This window comes from Arthrobacter sp. B0316-1-20, assembly GCF_059091865.1.
The window spans coordinates 69,128-84,290 of record NZ_JBNHHC010000002.1; the positions used below are offsets into that span (position 1 = coordinate 69,128).

The following is a 15,163-nucleotide window of genomic DNA, read 5'->3' on the forward strand; positions in this document are numbered from 1 at the left end:
TGCGGCGAGTCTGGGCATAGAGGAAGGTCGAGAGCCCCGGTTCTCTGTCCGTAACCGCCCGACCGGAAGGCCCACCATGGACCTGAACAACCCGCACAACACCCAGCTCCAAGGCATCGCAACCACGCTCCTGCTCAACCGGCGGAGGATGCCCTTCGCCCTGACGGTCCTGAAGGAGTACGTCCGCGAGACCCGGCACCAGGACCCCGTGAGCGGCAACGTCAGGTTGGTCTGCAACCTGACGTACATCATCTCCCGAACCTGCTCAACTCGCTGACCGACGCGGAGCGCGCCGCGGCACGAGTGCTGGGGATCGTTGCCTGATGCCCAGCATCGACCATTGGCAGTGCTGCCGCCGACCCGGATAGGATCGGCTTCTTGGGGGCTGAAAGGCGCGCTGTGTGGCGGATGACCGATCCGGGTCTGCCGGATAAAGGCTGGGAGGAAGTCTCCGCCGTCGTGGACGGCGAGCTGGTAGTGTCCTACCCCAAGCTCTCGGCCGCCGAGCACCTCATCATCGCCGCGAACCGGGACGAGATGTTCCGACGCAGGGTGGTTGCCGGCTGGGACATGGAACGCTGGCTGCTGCCCGTGGACGACCTCATCCGGTCCCGCCGATATGATGAAGCGCTCGACATCATGGCCGGGCTTCGGGCCGCTGCAGTGTCCCTGGCGCAGTACGACACACGCGAGCCGGACCCGTACTGGTTCGAACGTACCGCCGTCGTCTACCGGAAGCTCGGCCGGCACGGGGAGTCCGCCACCGTCCTGCAGGCATGGGTGGAACATTGGCCGCCGGACAGATTCCGCCCGAACAAGGACCGGGAGCGCATCAAAGCAAGACTCGAGTGGGGCAACCGTGGGCCGCGTTGACGACCGGTGGCTGAAGAAAGACCGGACGCGCACGCCGATGTACGGCAAAGGGTCACGCTGGCAGGCTGTCTGGACCGAAGGCGGCAAGGAGCGGAAGAAAGCGTTCACGAATAAGGACGCCGCCCTCGCGCACATCACTTGGGTGGAGCATCACCAACTCCCCGGCACATACGTCTCCAGCGACCGGGGCCGGGTCTTCGTCCGAGACCTGCTCCCGAAGTGGCTGAACACCCTGGTACACCTGAAGCCTTCCACGCTGTCGACCACCCGCTACGATATCGACGCGACGATCCTCCCGCATTGGGGTGACCGGATCGTGGCGGACATCACTCGCGCAGACGTCCAAGCCTGGGTCTCGGGAATGGGCAAGGCCCCACGCACGGTCGGGACGATCTACGGCCGGTTCAACAGCTTCCTGAAGTGGTGCGTCGACGAGCAGCGGGTCCGCACGAACCCCGCCACTGGAGTCAACCTGCCGCGAGGCAGCAAGCGCGAGCACATCTTCCTCACCGTCGACGAAGTCGCGGCCCTCGCCCACGCCATCGGCGGCCGCTATGCGGACCTGATATGGCTGCTGGCCACCACCGGCCTCCGGATGGGCGAAGCGTGCGAGCTGCGGTCCAAGGACGTCGATCTGCGGCGGAAGCGCATCACGGTCGCGAGGTCGGTTACCGAGGCCGGCGGGCGGCTGGTCATCGGTCCGCCGAAGAACGGCAAGACCCGGACCGTCCCGCTCACGCAGTTCATGCTGGACCGGCTGCGGCCGATGCTCAAGGGGAGGGGCCGAGAGGACCTGCTGTTCACCACCGCACGAGGCCAGCAGATCCGGGCGAACAACTTCAAACGCCGCGACTACGACCAGGCCGTCGAGCGGGCCGGCCTGCCGTTGGACCTCTGGGTGCACGACCTCCGGCACACGGCAGCATCGTGGGCGGTCCAGTCGGGCGCCAGCGTGAAATCGGTGCAGAGGATGCTCGGTCATGCCACCGCGGCGATGACCCTAGATACCGAAAAGGCGCGGTTTTCTTGTTCCTGGCTGGAAGGCTTGGTCCCCGAGCGCGCTGGCGCACCACGGCACGAGCGGAACTCCACAGCCATGTAAGGCGTGCGTCCCGCCGATACAGGTGAGGTCCCCGGCGCGGGGTCTCCTTGAGGTACACGGCTCACCGGACGAAAGGGAACAGCCCCGCTGCTTGGGGGATTCGACGGGGCTGTTCCCACCATCACGGTGCCCTGTGCCATACCGGCCGGCTGGGGAAACCGCCGAGGCACTATGGGGATAGGCACCTGAATCAGTCTGCCAGCGATGAAACGGTTAAGCTAGGGTTGGGCCAGAAAAGAGGCTGATTCGAGGGCGGATACCGACGTTCGCCCCCCGAGTTTCCTCACCAAACCGGGCTGTAAAGCACGGGGTTTTCTTTTATTTCCTGCCGCCTCGCCGTTCCACCACCTCGGAGGTCGATGCCGGATGGTTTAATCCTGAGCAGATCTTTGGCTGCAGCCTCCCGGTTCCGGTGTAACGTGAGTCTCCCGGCGACGACTACATGGGGGTAGGGAAGCCGGATTGATGAGGTAGCGGCCCCGCCCTCTGTGGGGGAGGGGCGGGACCGTTCCTCAAGGCTGTGGGCTGTGCCTGATGAAGTATTCGTCCGCGTGCAGCATCCGGCGCCTGCTGAGCCTGTTCTCGCGAATCCAGACAACGCCGAGGCCCGGGGCCGTACCCTCGACGCGTCCCCGGTAGTAGACCACGTTGTTTTGCCCGGCTTCCACTTGGTCACCCCGACGGAACTGGGAAAGATCGGCCAGCCACACGGGGCGGCCGTCAAGATCCTCGTCTCGCTGGTGCTTCTTTGGCATGACGCCCCCTTGCTAAGTCGCTCTTCTCCATCGTGCAAGCACGATGTTGCAGTGACATTTCCGGGACGTTATTTCGGGGCAACGGCCCCTGGACCCGCGTCCGGAGGGCCTCCATGCGGCTGGCCGGCGAACGGGGTAGCCGAAACCCTTCTTGCCACTCGCCGCCGGCTGACCCTGTGGCAGCATTGGCGGCCGAATGATTAAAAGGGAAAGACCCTGTCCCAGGGAGGGACAGGGCCTTTCGGGCAGCCGTTAGATGGGGGATCAACGGAACTGCCAGGGGATCGGCGGTGCAGCACTTGGAGATGGGGGCTCCAAGGCGTTCAAAGGCAACCGCCTCGGGTCAGTCTGCCACGGAGATGGGCATTTCTCAACCACAATCATTGATCCTCCCATCGTGTTGCCCTGAGCGCGCACTTTCGCGGCCAAAGACGGGATGGGGAAGGGCCGGATGGGCTCCAGCGAAGCCGCCGGAGCGTTCGTCTTGCGCGTACCCTGAGCCAAGATTAGGGCGCCGCTGCGTCATGCAATAACGGTTAAGCAACGTCGCTTGTGATCCCTCCACAACCTCCTCCCAGTCTGTAAGGCTGTACCGATCATGCTGGTTTTAGTTGGGGGCACTATTGGACAAGTTCTGCCGGAGAGCAGGTCACACCTACATCCGCACGCGCACCGTCTCGTCGAGCCGCTGCACCTATTGCGGGACCATCCGATGGCTGTGGTCCGAGCAGGATGCGGGCCAGATGACGCGGCTTGATCTGCTGGAGGAAAACGGACTGCGCGCGCCCATCCAGCAGGAGCGCCTCAACCCAATCGCTCCAGTCGCTGTGCCGTTCGACCTCTATGCGTCGGGGGACACAGCAGGCACTGACCCCGCCGGCCACGATGATGCCGACCTAGGCTCATCCGGCGAAGACGAGTCCGTCGACGACGTGATCGATGACTGGCTGCGCTTCCGCCCCTCCACGGCATCGGGCGAATGAGCCGAAGCTAACGCCGGCCCGCTTAGCCGGTGCCGCCGGTCGCGACTAGGCTTGTTGAGGAACCTCGGCCCGCTCGGGCTGTTCGCTGACGTCCCTGCCCGCGGGGACCGCCCACACTTGGAGATTCAATGAGCGCACACATCGGTGTGACAGGTCTGGCCGTCATGGGTGCCAACCTGGCACGGAACTTTGCCCGCAACGGCTACACGGTCGCCCTGCACAACCGCTCGGTGGCAAAGACAGACGCACTGCTGCAGGCGCATGGCGACGAGGGCGAGTTCATCCGCACCGAAACGCTGCCGGAGCTGGTGGACAGCCTGCAGAAGCCGCGGCGCGTGCTCATCATGGTCAAGGCCGGCAAGCCGGTGGATTCGGTGATCGAGCAGCTGGTCCCGCTGCTGGAAGAAGGCGACATCGTCATCGATGCCGGGAACTCGCACTACGAGGACACCCGCCGCCGCGAAGCGTCGCTGGCCGAGAAGGGCCTGCACTTCGTGGGCATCGGCGTCTCCGGCGGCGAGGAGGGCGCACTGCTCGGCCCGTCCATCATGCCCGGCGGCTCCCGCCAGTCCTATGACTCGCTCGGCCCCATGCTGGAGAAGATCTCTGCCAAGTACGACGGCGAGCCCTGCTGCCGCTGGATCGGCACCGACGGCGCGGGCCACTTTGTGAAGATGGTGCACAACGGCATCGAATACGCGGACATGCAGGTGATCGGCGAGGCCTACGATCTGCTCCGCACCGGCGCAGGCCTGGAGCCGCAGCAGCAGGCCGAGATCTTCACCGCCTGGAACAAGACCGAGCTCTCTTCCTTCCTGATCGAAATCACCGCAGAGGTCCTGGCTCACACCGACGCCAAGACCGGAAAGCCGTTCGTCGACGTCGTCGTGGACTCCGCCGGCCAAAAGGGCACCGGCCGCTGGACCGTCGTCTCCGCTCTGGAGCTGGGCTCGCCCGTCTCCGGCATCGCCGAGTCCGTCTTCGCCCGCGGCCTGTCCTCGCAGCGCGGCCAGCGCGCCATCGCCCAGGACGTCCTGACCGGGCACGAAGAGGCCGTCGAGGTGCCGCAGAGCTTCGTCGAGGACGTGCGTCAGGCGCTGTTCGCCTCCAAGCTGGTCAGCTACGCCCAAGGCACCGACATGCTCGGCTCAGCCGCCGGCGAGTACGGCTGGGACCTGAAGCTGGACGAGATCGCCTCGCTCTGGCGCGCCGGCTGCATCATCCGCGCCGAACTGCTGGACGACATCATGAAGGCCTATGCCGGCGACTCTAAGCCGGAGAACCTGCTCTTCGCCCCGGCGTTCGCCGAAGCCATCGGTGCTGCCGTGCCGGCGTGGCGCCGCGTGGTGGCCACCGCCGTCCAGTTGGGCATCCCCGTGCCGGTGTTCTCGTCCTCGCTGGCCTACTACGACGGCTTGCGCCGCAAGCGCCTGCCCGCCGCGCTGACCCAGGGCCTGCGCGACCTCTTCGGCGCCCACACCTACGGCCGCACCGACTCCGAAGGCACCTTCCACACCCTCTGGAGCGGCGACAAGTCCGAAGTCCCCGCCGTCGACACCCACTAACCGTGCGGTGACTCACTGAGGTTGCCCCCGGTGATCGACCAAGGTTGCTCTGCAACCGCGTGGAGATCCTCAGCACCGAATGCCCCGCAGTTGCTCATGCAGTTGCGGGGCATTCGCGATTTGGGCAAGGTCCATACCTGCCCGGTTTTTCGGCGGCCGCGCGCAGGCTACATCATCATGTCCGGGGCCATATACAGCCCTGGCAGCAGCCAGGGATAGGCCGGCACGAAGCAGGCGAAGGCAATCAATGCGGCGCCGGTCGCCCGGCTGAACCCGATCCCGTGGCGCCAAGTCTTTTCCAGCAGGACTGCGGCCGCAATGGCGGCCATCCACGCCAGGTTCATGACGCCTACGGTGATCAGAACCAGCATCAGCCCCCAGCAGCATCCCACGCAGTACAGCCCGTGGTATAGGCCTACCCGCACGTCGCGGAACGGCCCCTTGTAGCCAGACACATGCAGCAGAAAGGCCACCGGCGAGCGGCAATGCCGCAGACAGAAGTTCTTCAGCGGCGTCATCTGGTAGATGCCCGCGGCCACCAGCAGCCCGGCTCCGACCCAAGCCGCTGCCACCGGTGCGGTGGCGGCCAGTTTGCTGCCCAGCAGGGACATGGCGTACGCCAGAATGCCGAAACCGGTCCAGGAGAGCAGGTATCCGGCCAGCAGGGCGGCGGTCCGGACGGCACGGACCCGGCGGCTGCGCTCCGCGCGGATGGACCGCAGGTACACGGAGAGCAGCGGGGCCAGCGACGGCAGCATCATCGCGGTCATCATCAGCGCCCAGCCAGCGAGGAAACCGGCCAAGCCCAACCCCATGGTGCCCGGTCCGGGCGGCATCCCGGCCGCGAGTTGCACCGTGAGGAACCAGGCAATCAGGGCGCAGCCAATGAGAGCGAGCAGACCCGGACGGACGCGTACGGCAGGAAAGACGCGGCTTGGCATCCTAGGATGACCAGGCGAAGGGGGCTGAGAAGGAGTTCTTACCCACGTTGTCCCAAGTCATCCCGAATACATCGACGCGCGAGGCCGTTGCCGTACCGGCGGTCAACGGGTCGGATGGGAAGCCCACGCCGCTGACCTTGACGCCTTGCCCGGTCGGGTCCAGATGCGTCACGAAGTCCTCGACGGCGATGTCAACCCCGCCGCCGGCCCGGACCTGGTGCCGGTGTCCATCGTCGGAGTAGTTCATGTCAACCTGGTCCATGCCGGCCATTTCGCCAATCAGCGGAGCCGCGCCCGCCATGGGTCCGCCCCGCTGTCCGCTGAAGACGGCGCCGAGCGCCTGGGCCTGTTCTGCGGAGGCGGAGGCGTCCATCAGAACCCCGACCTTCCAGCCTCCTTCGCTCATCACGGCCGGAGTATCGGCAACGATGCAGACGGTCAGGCCGGAGACGTCAAGGCCGTCAACGTCGCCGGTATCGACGTGGAAGGCCAACGCGACCTTGCAGCGCTCGTTATCCGCAGGCGCAGTCATGCCCGAAGTCGTACACGGGCAGATCATGTCGCAATTGCAGTTTTCGAAGTATGTACCTTCGATGTGCCAGGACATTCGAGGCTCCCTTCAAAGAGACACCCCTCCTCGAATTGTCCTCCGCTGCAAAAACCCGGTCAATAAGCCGGCAAAGGCGATCAGATTCACATAGCCGGGCTGATGTACTCGGCAGGCGGATCCACGACCGGCTTCATCTCTCGCGGCGGTCCTGGTAGAGGAGGGCCGGCATGGCCGCCGCCGGATTCGCTGCGGACGCGTTCTGCGTTCCGCAGTGATGAAGCAGACTTCGGTGTCTTACTGGTCAAAGTGGTGCGGCATGTTCTCAAGGGCCTCGCGGACTGCCGCGGCCTTGCACTGCGCTCGTCTTGGCCCGCTCGTTGCTGACCCCGTGCGCGCTGTCGATCTCGCCGACGGCTCCCAGACCCAGCCTTGCCTGCAGTCGATCGTTATGACGCAGACTTTTGCACTTTGGAGTAGAGGAACTGCAGGAGGTCGGAGCCGAATTCGGCGGTGAACAGGGCCGCGGTCCACCGGGTCGGTTTGGGAGCCAGCAGCAGGCCGAAGATAAAGCCGCTGGCCACCCATTGGCCCAGACAGAATGGGCACGTCAGCAGTTCGCCAATGGCCTTCCGTGGTCCGGAGCGGCGTACGTCTTCAGCCAGCTCGGCTGCTCCGCTTTGCCCTTCGAAGGTGGTAAAGGGAGCCCGCAGCGGGCTGGTCACCGGGGCCTTGGTCAGCAGACGGGAGAGCTTGTGGGTGGCAACGGAAATAAGCGCCAGATCGCTCCACCCGGGGTGTGCCCGGCAGGGTGCGGCCGGAGCGACGGACGGCTGCTGTCCCCAATGCGAGGCCTGTGCCATGGACGCCCATCAACAACAAGAATGAGCCCAGCGGCCTGTGCTCTCCGTGGGTGTATTCGTCCTTCTCTCGCCGCAGCAGTGCCCGTAATCCCTTAGCGTTTTCCTGATCCATGCGGTGCTTGCCTTCCGAATTGGTGCCTGCGGCGAGTGTATCCACGCCCCGGGCCCGGCAACAGGGCGGGACACCGCAGAAAATGCGTGACCGTCGGGCAAAGTCCGCGCGGTTAAGCAGAAATCGGCCCCTCCCCGGAAAGTTGAGGAGGTGCCGATTTTCGCTCGCTGGATTGCTGGGTCGAGGGCTACAGCAGTTCGGCGCGTAGTTGAGCGGGGGACTTGGGGGAGAGCAGGCCGGGCGGGACGTCGAAGACGGTCACGGCGCCGAACTGGCCTTGCTGGTTCAGTCGATGAACTGCTCGGGCGTAGGCCACCAGGACGCTGGCGGTAAATTCCGGGTTGCTCTCCAGCGTGAGGCCGTATTCGATGACCTGCGCGTGGTCGCCGCTGGTGTTGCCGCTGCGGATGGTCATGCCGCCGTGCGGCATGGCGCTGTGGTCGCGGGCCAGTTCCTCGGCGGTGATGAAGTGGACTTCGGTGTCGTACTGGTCAAAGTAGTGCGGCATGGTCACGATGGCTTCGCGGATCGACGCGGGGTCGGCGCCGTCGGCCAGCACCACGAAGCATTCGCGGGCGTGCTTCTGCCGGGTTTCCAGTTGCGGGCGGCTGCCGTTGCGGACCTGCTCGATGGCAGGCTCCGACGGCAGCGTGTACTGGACGCCGGCGGCTACACCGGGAACCCGGCGGATGGCGTCGGAGTGGCCCTGGCTCAGGCCGCGGCCCCAGAACGTGTAGGTGTCGCCGTCGGGCAGCAGGGCTTCGCCGTAGACCCGGTTGATCGAGAACATGCCGGGGTCCCAGCCGGCCGAAATGAGCGCGGTTTTCCGAGCAGCACGCGCCGGGGCGTCGACGGTTTCGAAGTACTCCGGGATGCGGGCATGCGTGTCGAAGCTGTCCACCGTGTTAAAACGGGCCGCCATAACCGGCCCCTGCTGCGGCAGGTCTTCCTTGGAGCCGCCGCACAGAATCAGCACGTCGATGCGGTCCTCGTACTCGGCGAGGTCATCCATCACGTACACAGAGGTCTCGGCGCGCAGCGTGGCCACCTCCGCCGGGTGCCGGCGGGTGAAGACCCCCTCCAGCTTCATGTCAGGGTTTTTGGCTACCGCGGCCTCCACGCCGCGGCCCAGGTTTCCGTAGCCGGCAATGCCAATTCGAATCGATTCACCCAAGGGTCTGTCCTCTCGTCAGGTTCAACGGTTGTCAGGCAGTGGGTGTTAGATCCACATCGCCGGATCGATGTATTCGGCCGGGTCCACGGCAGGCTTGGTCTCGCGCTGCGGGTCCCGGTGCCGGAAGGTGGCCGGAATGCCGGTGATGATGGATTCCGGCGGGGCGTCCTTCACGACGACGGCGTTGGCTCCGATGGCGCTGTCCGCGCCGATGACCACGGGTCCCAGCACCTTGGCGCCGGCGCCGATCACCACGCGGTCGCCGATGGTGGGGTGACGCTTGACCTTGGCCAGCGAGCGGCCGCCGAGGGTGACGCCGTGGTAGATCATCACGTCCTCGCCGATTTCGGCGGTTTCGCCGATCACCACGCCCATGCCGTGGTCGATGAAGAACCGGCGGCCGATGGTCGCGCCGGGGTGGATCTCGATGCCGGTCAGGAAACGGCCGGCCTGCGAAATCAGCCGGGCCGGCAGCCGCAGCGACGGATTGGCCCACAACTTGTGGGTCAGCCGGTGGATCCAGATGGCATGCAATCCGGAGTAGGCCAGGAAATTCTCCACGCGGCCCCGGGCCGCCGGGTCGTGCGACCGGGCGGCCTCGAGGTCTTCACGCAGTCGCGCTAGGAAACCCATGTGCTCTTTCTGATCGGACATCGCGCCGGGCAGGCGGGCCGGACACTAGGCCCGGCCGCAGCCCGCTTGGCGCAGGGAAGCTGGTTAGCCGCGGATGTCGTCGTACAGGAGCGTGGAAATGTAGCGCTCACCGAAGTCGGGCACCACGGCCACGATCAGCTTACCGGCGTTCTCCGGGCGCTTGGCCACTTCCAGGGCGGCCCAGACCGCCGCACCCGAGGAGATGCCGCCGAGGATGCCTTCCTTGATGCCCAGATCGCGGGCGACGGCGACCGAGGCCGACGTCGGTGCATCCAGCACTTCGTCGTAGACGCTGGTGTCCAGCACCTCAGGGATGAAGTTCGCGCCGAGGCCCTGGATCTTGTGCGGGCCGGGATTGCCGCCGGTGAGGATGGCGGAGTCTTCCGGTTCGACGGCGATGATCTGCACGCCGGGCTTGCGCTCTTTGAGCAGGCCGCCGGCGCCGGTGATGGTGCCGCCGGTGCCGATGCCGGCTACCAGGATGTCCACCTTGCCGTCGGTGTCGGCCCAGATTTCCTCGCCGGTGGTGGTGCGGTGGATCAGCGGGTTGGCCTCGTTGGCGAACTGCTGCGCCCAGATGGAGTTTTCGGTGTGGGCCACGATTTCCTTGGCCTTCTCCACCGCGCCGCGCATGCCCTCGGAGCCCGGGGTCAGCACGATCTCGGCACCGAAGGCGCGCAGCATCACGCGGCGTTCGGTGGACATGGTCTCCGGCATGGTCAGGATGACCTTGTAGCCGCGGGCAGCGCCGACCATGGCCAGTGCGATGCCGGTGTTGCCGGACGTGCCCTCCACGATGGTGCCGCCCGGCTTCAGCGCTCCGGCCTTCTCGGCGGCGTCAACGATGGCCACGCCGATCCGGTCCTTCACCGAGTTGGCCGGGTTGTAGAACTCCAGCTTCACGGCCACCTGGGCCGGCAGGCCTTCGGTGAGCCGGTTCAGGCGCACCAGCGGAGTGCGTCCCACAACCTGGGTGACGTCGTCGTAAATCTGTGCCATGGGTGTTCCTGCCTTCTGGCCCGGAGGCCGCTACAGAGATGGGAGTAACAAAACTTCTTCAAGCCTAGTCAGGGCGTTGAACCGCCTGTTATGCGGTGAGCCATTCGGCGTAATATTTTCGGGCCTTGGCCAGCTTGGGATTGATGATCACCTGGCAGTAGCCGACCTGCGGATGCTTGGCGTAGAAGTTCTGGTGGTATTCCTCCGCCGGGTAGAACTCCGGCAGCCGGACCACTTCGGTGACGATCGGGTCCTGCCAGTCCGCCTGTGCGCGCTCAATCGCCGAAACGAAGGTCTGCTTCTGCTCGTCGTCGATGTAGAACATCGAGGAGCGGTACTGCGTGCCGACGTCGTACCCCTGGCGGTTCAGCGTGGTGGGGTTGTGCGAGGCGAAGAACAAGCCGAGGATGACCTGCTCGGGGACCACCGCCTCGTCGAAAGTGACGGCGACAACCTCGGCATGTCCGGTGATTCCGGCGCAGACCGCCTCGTAGGACGGGTTCTTCACCGAGCCGCCGGTGTAGCCGGAGACCACCTCCGTGACGCCGCGGGTCATGTTGTAGACCGCGTCCAGGCACCAGAAGCAGCCACCGCCAAGCACAAAAGTTCTCATGGGTTAAACAATGTCACGGAGCCCTCGAATGTTCCCGGGGCGTGAAGTGTTAAGCTCACGGCGTGTGGGCGGGCCCGCAACGGATGGGGTAGAAAAGGACTTATGGTCGACGACGAACAGCTCCGCACCGGGGACACCAAAGCCCCCGCGGGATCCACAACTCCAACGGAAACTGAATCTCCGGCGGGCGCTGAAACTCCGGCGGGTACCGAACACCCGACGGGTACCGAAGCCCCGGCGGGCACTGAAGCCGGCGTTCCGGTCGAAGAGCAGCCGAAGACGCCGGTTCTTGGCGACGTGCTGCTGGCCATCGAGGAACTGTGGCCCGAATCGCTGGCGGAGCAGTGGGACGCAGTCGGCCCCGTCGTCGGGCGGCCGTCGGCCGACGTGCGGAAGATCCTGTTCGCCGTGGATCCCACCGCAGACGTGATCACCGAAGCCATCGAGTGGGGCGCCGACCTGCTGGTCACGCACCACCCGCTGCTGCTGAAGCCGGTCAATTCGGTGGCCACCTCCAGCTTCAAGGGCGACGCCGTGCACCGGCTGATCGAGAACGGCTGCGCCTTGGTCACCGTGCATACCAACGGGGACAGCGCCGTGGGCGGCGTCTCCGACGTGCTGGCAGATGCCCTCGGTCTGCAGGACGTGCGGCCGCTGTCTCCGGCCGACAACGGTCTGCCGGAGGAAGGCATTGGCCGGGTCGGTGAGCTGGCGGAAGCCAGGACCCTGGGCGAGTTCGCAGAGCAAGTGTTCAGCATCCTGCCGGCCGTCGCCGGGGGAGTGAAGGTGGCCGGCGACCGCAACGGAATCATCCGCAGCGTGGCCGTCTGCGGAGGTGCCGGCGACTCTCTCTTCGACCACGTCCGGGCATCCCGGGCTGACGTTTATGTCACGGCAGATCTGCGCCACCATCCGGCTTCCGAGGCGCGCGAAGGAACTGTGGACGGCCGGCCGTACCTGATCGACGTCTCGCATTTCGGCAGCGAATGGCTCTGGCTGACCCCGGCGTCGGCGGCGCTGGACAACGTCCTGACCGACCAGGGCTACACCGTGGAGGTCAAGGTCAGTCATACCAACACCGATCCGTGGGATTTCGTCCTCACCCCGGGCTAACAGCGCCGCGTCCGGACGGTAGGCTAGGACGAGGCTGAACCGCAACGGTTCCGCAGCGTGTTGAAAGGACGTACATGGCGAAGGCACCGGCTTCCGAGCAACTGAGGTTGCTCGACCTGCAGGCACTCGATGGCAAGCTCACCCAGCTGAGCCGCCGCGCTGCAGCCACTGCCAAGAACGCCGAGATCGACGCGCTGGCGGAGAAGCTGGCCGCTGCCGACTCCTCGCTGGTCGCCCTTAACACCGAGATCGCGGACACCGAGCGTGAGCTGAAGCGCGCCGAAGCGGACGTGGAGACCGTCCAGTCGCGGATTGAACGCGACCAGAAGCGGCTGGACAGCGGATCGGGCACGCCCAAAGACCTCACCGCGCTGCAGCATGAACTGGTGTCGCTGAACAAGCGCCGCAGCGATCTGGAAGACGTGGAGCTGGAAGTTATGGAGCGGCTGGAGACGCTCCGGACCCGGCACACTGAGCACCAGCAGGCCAACGACCAGTTGCGCGAAGAACTGTCCGGCCTGGAACGTACCCGCGACGATGAACTTGCCGCGATTGAAAACGAACGCGGCACGGTGTCGGCGGACCGCAAGGAACTGGCGGCCGGCTTCGAACCTGCCCTGCTGGCCGTGTACGAAAAGACCCTGGCCCACCGCGGCATCGGCGCCGCACGCCTGTTCCACGGCAAGTCCGAGGGTTCCGGCATGCAGCTCAGCGCCGGCGACCTGGCCGACATCCGCAAAGCCGCCCCGGACGACATCGTCTTTTGCCCCGACTCCGGCTGCATCCTTATCCGCTCGGAGGAGTGGGGCAGCTAGCGGTCATCTTCGGTCCGGTCTCGCACGGAGGCCGCTCTGCCGAACTATTCGTGTGGTCGCGGGAGCCAGCCCAGGTTTCCGAGCTTGTCCTCGATAACGCCCCGCAGGACCGCATATCCCGCCGCATTCAGGTGCGCGCTGTTGCTGGAGAGACTGGGCGGCTTGTTGCCCCTGGCCTGTTCCATCAGGTCCTCCGATGTAGCCAGGCGAGGTTGGTCACCCCAGCACCAGGCGGGACAGTCGCCGTCTGATCTTTCGTCGAATTTTCCGCTGCAGTTCCCTCGGCCGGACCGACCCCAAACCCCGCCGCCCGAGCGGTGCCGTGTCGTGCATGGTGGCCGCGACGCCACCGTCAGCGTCGTGGGGGCGGATGTGGACGGTTTTGCCGGTGGGGAGGGTGTATAGCCCGCCGGCGCAGCTGAGGCTGACGGAGGCATAGTACGTACCCGGCGGCAGTGCTGAGATGTCGACGCCGGCGCCTTTGCGGGTGCCGAAGTGCGCGCCGGAGTAGTCGCTGAGTGTGTCGCCGAAGACGTTCGGGTCGCCGCGGAATCCGCCGGTGGCCAGGGTGAAGGCGTGGCTGCCTGAGGGTCCGTGGAGCACCAGGTAGTAGCGGGCGGCCTTGCTGTCGGGGATTTCCACGCCGCGGACGGCGAAGTCCCCGTCCAGATGGACCCGTGGCCCCTGGGCCCAGCTGGTGCGCAGGCGGAAGTAGGCCTCCTGCGGCGCGGTGCCGAGGACCGGCCGCACATCCAGCACAGCGGCGCCAGGTTGTGTGCGGAAGCGGTACAGCCGTCCGTCCAGCTGTGATTCGGTGTACAGCGGTGTACCCGAGGTCAGTGGCAGCTCGGCGTCACGGCCCGGGACCGCCAGCCGTAGGCGCAGATCGTAGGTGCCCGCAGGCAACCCGGCCAAGTCGATGCCGCGTTTGTTTGGAGAAGTAAACTTCGCCCGTTTGTAGTCGCAGGCGGCTTCCTCGTAGTACCTGAAGGGGATGGCCGGGTCGCTGTCCCCGGCCAGCACGAACTCATGTCGAATCCCATTGCCGGACAGAACAAGCGTGACGGCCAGCGACGAGAGGTTTTTGATGGCGTGGCCGCGCAGGAACCCCACGCCTTCTGGGAAGAAGGTGGAACCTTTCAGACGCACACCAGTGAAACTGGCGACCGCGGCGCCGTCCTTCTGCTGCCGCGACAACAAGTCTGCACGCAGCCGCGCGTCCATCCGATTGCCGTTGCGCACCGCGCCGAACCGCGGCGGAGTATTGTCGGCCACAGCGGCCATGATGGAGAGCATTAGCGGCAGGTTGTAGCGTATTACCCCGGAATGGTCCCAGACCAGGTCCGAGTCCGTCTCGATGTAGTTGAAGTTCGGGTACCTGTCGAACAGCGGCAACGCCGGGCCGGTCTGCGTAGCATGGGACTGGTCCTGCAGGGAGCTGAAAAGGTAGATGTTCTTTTCCGTGCCCTGGTCTGCGGCCACGGCGTCCGGTATCAGCGCGTCGAGCACTTCGTGCTCATAGTCTCCGCCGTCCCCGGTCATGTGCGCGAAGGTTTTGGGTCGGTTCCGGCGGGTATGCGTCCCGACATAGATCTGGGGAGCGCAGGCAATGATATTGCCGAAGTTGTACTTGATGCCGTAGTACAACGCGGGAAAACCGCCCTTAGAGATGCCCGCCAGCGTGCATTCGTTCCGGCCAAGGCCAAGCCGCAGCAGCTCCGCATCGATCAGCGCCATCACAGCCTCCTCGACTGCGAAGTCCATGCCCCGGCACAGCATGTAGGTGGGATGCGGCCCGAACTTATCCTTGATCCACAGCCAGTTGGCTTGGTTCTCCTGCGTGGACTGACCGTCGAAGTCGTAGGTGTCCCGGTGGCGCAGCCCTGTGAACACGACGATCAAGTGGCGCCGGTCCTGCTTGGCTTCGCGCGTTTTGTATTCCACCAGGACGCCGTTGTGCAAAAAGTCCTGTTCGGGTTGGGGCATGCGAGCGAAACTACGGCACCCCGGTGAACGCTTGGGAAACACCCGCCGACGGCGGCGTGGAGCCTAGG

17 protein-coding genes are annotated in these 15,163 nt (G+C 65.6%); 7 read left to right on the forward strand and 10 right to left on the reverse strand.

Annotated elements, in window-relative coordinates; genetic code table 11:
• Window positions 1-76: 76 nt before the first annotated feature.
• The 3 genes from AC5RW2_RS03325 (at window position 77) to AC5RW2_RS03335 (ending at window position 1,975) form a co-directional block, all read left to right on the forward strand.
• Window positions 77-277 (forward strand): hypothetical protein, encoded by a 201-nt coding sequence (locus tag AC5RW2_RS03325; protein WP_493962250.1) that lies wholly within the window; start codon window positions 77-79, stop codon window positions 275-277.
• Window positions 278-408: 131 nt separating this feature from the next.
• On the forward strand, window positions 409-873 hold the full coding sequence (locus AC5RW2_RS03330; protein WP_493962249.1) for a hypothetical protein: 465 nt from the start codon (window positions 409-411) through the stop codon (window positions 871-873).
• Complete coding sequence (locus tag AC5RW2_RS03335; protein WP_493962248.1) at window positions 860-1,975, forward strand: tyrosine-type recombinase/integrase; 1,116 nt, start codon at window positions 860-862, stop codon at window positions 1,973-1,975. The genes AC5RW2_RS03330 and AC5RW2_RS03335 overlap by 14 nt, the downstream gene beginning before the upstream one ends.
• Before the next feature lie 512 nt (window positions 1,976-2,487).
• On the opposite strand, the gene AC5RW2_RS03340 is transcribed toward AC5RW2_RS03335, so the two are convergent.
• A complete protein-coding gene (locus AC5RW2_RS03340; protein ID WP_493962247.1) occupies window positions 2,488-2,730 on the reverse strand; it encodes a hypothetical protein in 243 nt (80 codons plus the stop codon).
• Between the two features lie 743 nt (window positions 2,731-3,473).
• On the opposite strand from AC5RW2_RS03340, the gene AC5RW2_RS03345 reads away from it, so the two are divergent.
• Window positions 3,474-3,713: a hypothetical protein gene (locus AC5RW2_RS03345; RefSeq protein ID WP_493962246.1), complete on the forward strand. Its 240-nt coding sequence runs from the start codon at window positions 3,474-3,476 to the stop codon at window positions 3,711-3,713.
• Window positions 3,714-3,841: 128 nt separating this feature from the next.
• Window positions 3,842-5,278, forward strand: coding sequence for an NADP-dependent phosphogluconate dehydrogenase (gene gnd / locus AC5RW2_RS03350; RefSeq protein WP_493962245.1), 1,437 nt, complete (start codon window positions 3,842-3,844; stop codon window positions 5,276-5,278).
• A gap of 167 nt (window positions 5,279-5,445) precedes the next feature.
• Here the strand turns inward: gnd and AC5RW2_RS03355 are convergent, their stop codons facing one another.
• The 7 genes from AC5RW2_RS03355 to msrA all read right to left on the reverse strand — a co-directional run bounded on the left by AC5RW2_RS03355 (window position 5,446) and on the right by msrA (window position 11,181).
• Window positions 5,446-6,219 carry a DUF2182 domain-containing protein gene (locus AC5RW2_RS03355; RefSeq protein WP_493962244.1) on the reverse strand — a complete coding sequence of 258 codons (774 nt, stop codon included), beginning with the start codon at window positions 6,217-6,219 and terminating at the stop codon, window positions 5,446-5,448.
• Window position 6,220: 1 nt separating this feature from the next.
• Window positions 6,221-6,826: a DUF1326 domain-containing protein gene (locus AC5RW2_RS03360; protein WP_493962243.1), complete on the reverse strand. Its 606-nt coding sequence runs from the start codon at window positions 6,824-6,826 to the stop codon at window positions 6,221-6,223.
• Window positions 6,827-7,215: 389 nt separating this feature from the next.
• On the reverse strand, window positions 7,216-7,629 hold the full coding sequence (locus AC5RW2_RS03365; RefSeq protein ID WP_493962242.1) for a DUF1360 domain-containing protein: 414 nt from the start codon (window positions 7,627-7,629) through the stop codon (window positions 7,216-7,218).
• A gap of 299 nt (window positions 7,630-7,928) precedes the next feature.
• Window positions 7,929-8,915: a diaminopimelate dehydrogenase gene (locus AC5RW2_RS03370; protein ID WP_493962241.1), complete on the reverse strand. Its 987-nt coding sequence runs from the start codon at window positions 8,913-8,915 to the stop codon at window positions 7,929-7,931.
• 45 nt (window positions 8,916-8,960) lie between these two features.
• The gene (gene epsC / locus AC5RW2_RS03375; protein WP_493950110.1) at window positions 8,961-9,548 is read right to left on the reverse strand and encodes a serine O-acetyltransferase EpsC; all 588 of its coding nucleotides are present in this window, start codon (window positions 9,546-9,548) and stop codon (window positions 8,961-8,963) included.
• A gap of 84 nt (window positions 9,549-9,632) precedes the next feature.
• Complete coding sequence (gene cysK / locus AC5RW2_RS03380) at window positions 9,633-10,568, reverse strand: cysteine synthase A (RefSeq protein WP_493962240.1); 936 nt, start codon at window positions 10,566-10,568, stop codon at window positions 9,633-9,635.
• Window positions 10,569-10,656: 88 nt separating this feature from the next.
• Window positions 10,657-11,181, reverse strand: coding sequence for a peptide-methionine (S)-S-oxide reductase MsrA (gene msrA, locus AC5RW2_RS03385; RefSeq protein WP_493962239.1), 525 nt, complete (start codon window positions 11,179-11,181; stop codon window positions 10,657-10,659).
• 102 nt (window positions 11,182-11,283) lie between these two features.
• Here msrA and AC5RW2_RS03390 point away from each other — a divergent pair, with 102 nt between their 5' ends.
• Window positions 11,284-12,294 (forward strand): Nif3-like dinuclear metal center hexameric protein, encoded by a 1,011-nt coding sequence (locus AC5RW2_RS03390; protein ID WP_493962238.1) that lies wholly within the window; start codon window positions 11,284-11,286, stop codon window positions 12,292-12,294.
• A 74-nt stretch (window positions 12,295-12,368) separates the two neighbouring features.
• Window positions 12,369-13,109 carry a zinc ribbon domain-containing protein gene (locus AC5RW2_RS03395; protein ID WP_493962237.1) on the forward strand — a complete coding sequence of 247 codons (741 nt, stop codon included), beginning with the start codon at window positions 12,369-12,371 and terminating at the stop codon, window positions 13,107-13,109.
• 44 nt (window positions 13,110-13,153) lie between these two features.
• Here AC5RW2_RS03395 and AC5RW2_RS03400 read toward each other — a convergent pair whose 3' ends face one another.
• Both AC5RW2_RS03400 and AC5RW2_RS03405 read right to left on the reverse strand, forming a co-directional pair.
• Window positions 13,154-13,294, reverse strand: coding sequence for a hypothetical protein (locus tag AC5RW2_RS03400; RefSeq protein ID WP_493962236.1), 141 nt, complete (start codon window positions 13,292-13,294; stop codon window positions 13,154-13,156).
• Between the two features lie 31 nt (window positions 13,295-13,325).
• Entirely contained in the window at window positions 13,326-15,095 is a 1,770-nt protein-coding gene (locus AC5RW2_RS03405) for a hypothetical protein (RefSeq protein WP_493962235.1), read from the reverse strand.
• Window positions 15,096-15,163: the final 68 nt, after the last annotated feature.

Bases quoted from the DNA above. Each gene is read 5' to 3' on its own strand.
- AC5RW2_RS03325 (WP_493962250.1), top strand. From the start codon at position 77: ATGGACCTGAACAACCCGCACAACACCCAGCTCCAAGGCATCGCAACC.
- AC5RW2_RS03330 (WP_493962249.1), top strand. From the start codon at position 409: ATGACCGATCCGGGTCTGCCGGATAAAGGCTGGGAGGAAGTCTCCGCC.
- AC5RW2_RS03340 (WP_493962247.1), bottom strand. From the start codon at position 2,730: ATGCCAAAGAAGCACCAGCGAGACGAGGATCTTGACGGCCGCCCCGTG.
- AC5RW2_RS03345 (WP_493962246.1), top strand. From the start codon at position 3,474: ATGACGCGGCTTGATCTGCTGGAGGAAAACGGACTGCGCGCGCCCATC.
- gnd (WP_493962245.1), top strand. From the start codon at position 3,842: ATGAGCGCACACATCGGTGTGACAGGTCTGGCCGTCATGGGTGCCAAC.
- AC5RW2_RS03355 (WP_493962244.1), bottom strand. From the start codon at position 6,219: ATGCCAAGCCGCGTCTTTCCTGCCGTACGCGTCCGTCCGGGTCTGCTC.
- AC5RW2_RS03360 (WP_493962243.1), bottom strand. From the start codon at position 6,826: ATGTCCTGGCACATCGAAGGTACATACTTCGAAAACTGCAATTGCGAC.
- AC5RW2_RS03365 (WP_493962242.1), bottom strand. From the start codon at position 7,629: ATGGCACAGGCCTCGCATTGGGGACAGCAGCCGTCCGTCGCTCCGGCC.
- epsC (WP_493950110.1), bottom strand. From the start codon at position 9,548: ATGGGTTTCCTAGCGCGACTGCGTGAAGACCTCGAGGCCGCCCGGTCG.
- cysK (WP_493962240.1), bottom strand. From the start codon at position 10,568: ATGGCACAGATTTACGACGACGTCACCCAGGTTGTGGGACGCACTCCG.
- msrA (WP_493962239.1), bottom strand. From the start codon at position 11,181: ATGAGAACTTTTGTGCTTGGCGGTGGCTGCTTCTGGTGCCTGGACGCG.
- AC5RW2_RS03390 (WP_493962238.1), top strand. From the start codon at position 11,284: ATGGTCGACGACGAACAGCTCCGCACCGGGGACACCAAAGCCCCCGCG.
- AC5RW2_RS03395 (WP_493962237.1), top strand. From the start codon at position 12,369: ATGGCGAAGGCACCGGCTTCCGAGCAACTGAGGTTGCTCGACCTGCAG.
- AC5RW2_RS03400 (WP_493962236.1), bottom strand. From the start codon at position 13,294: ATGGAACAGGCCAGGGGCAACAAGCCGCCCAGTCTCTCCAGCAACAGC.
- AC5RW2_RS03405 (WP_493962235.1), bottom strand. From the start codon at position 15,095: ATGCCCCAACCCGAACAGGACTTTTTGCACAACGGCGTCCTGGTGGAA.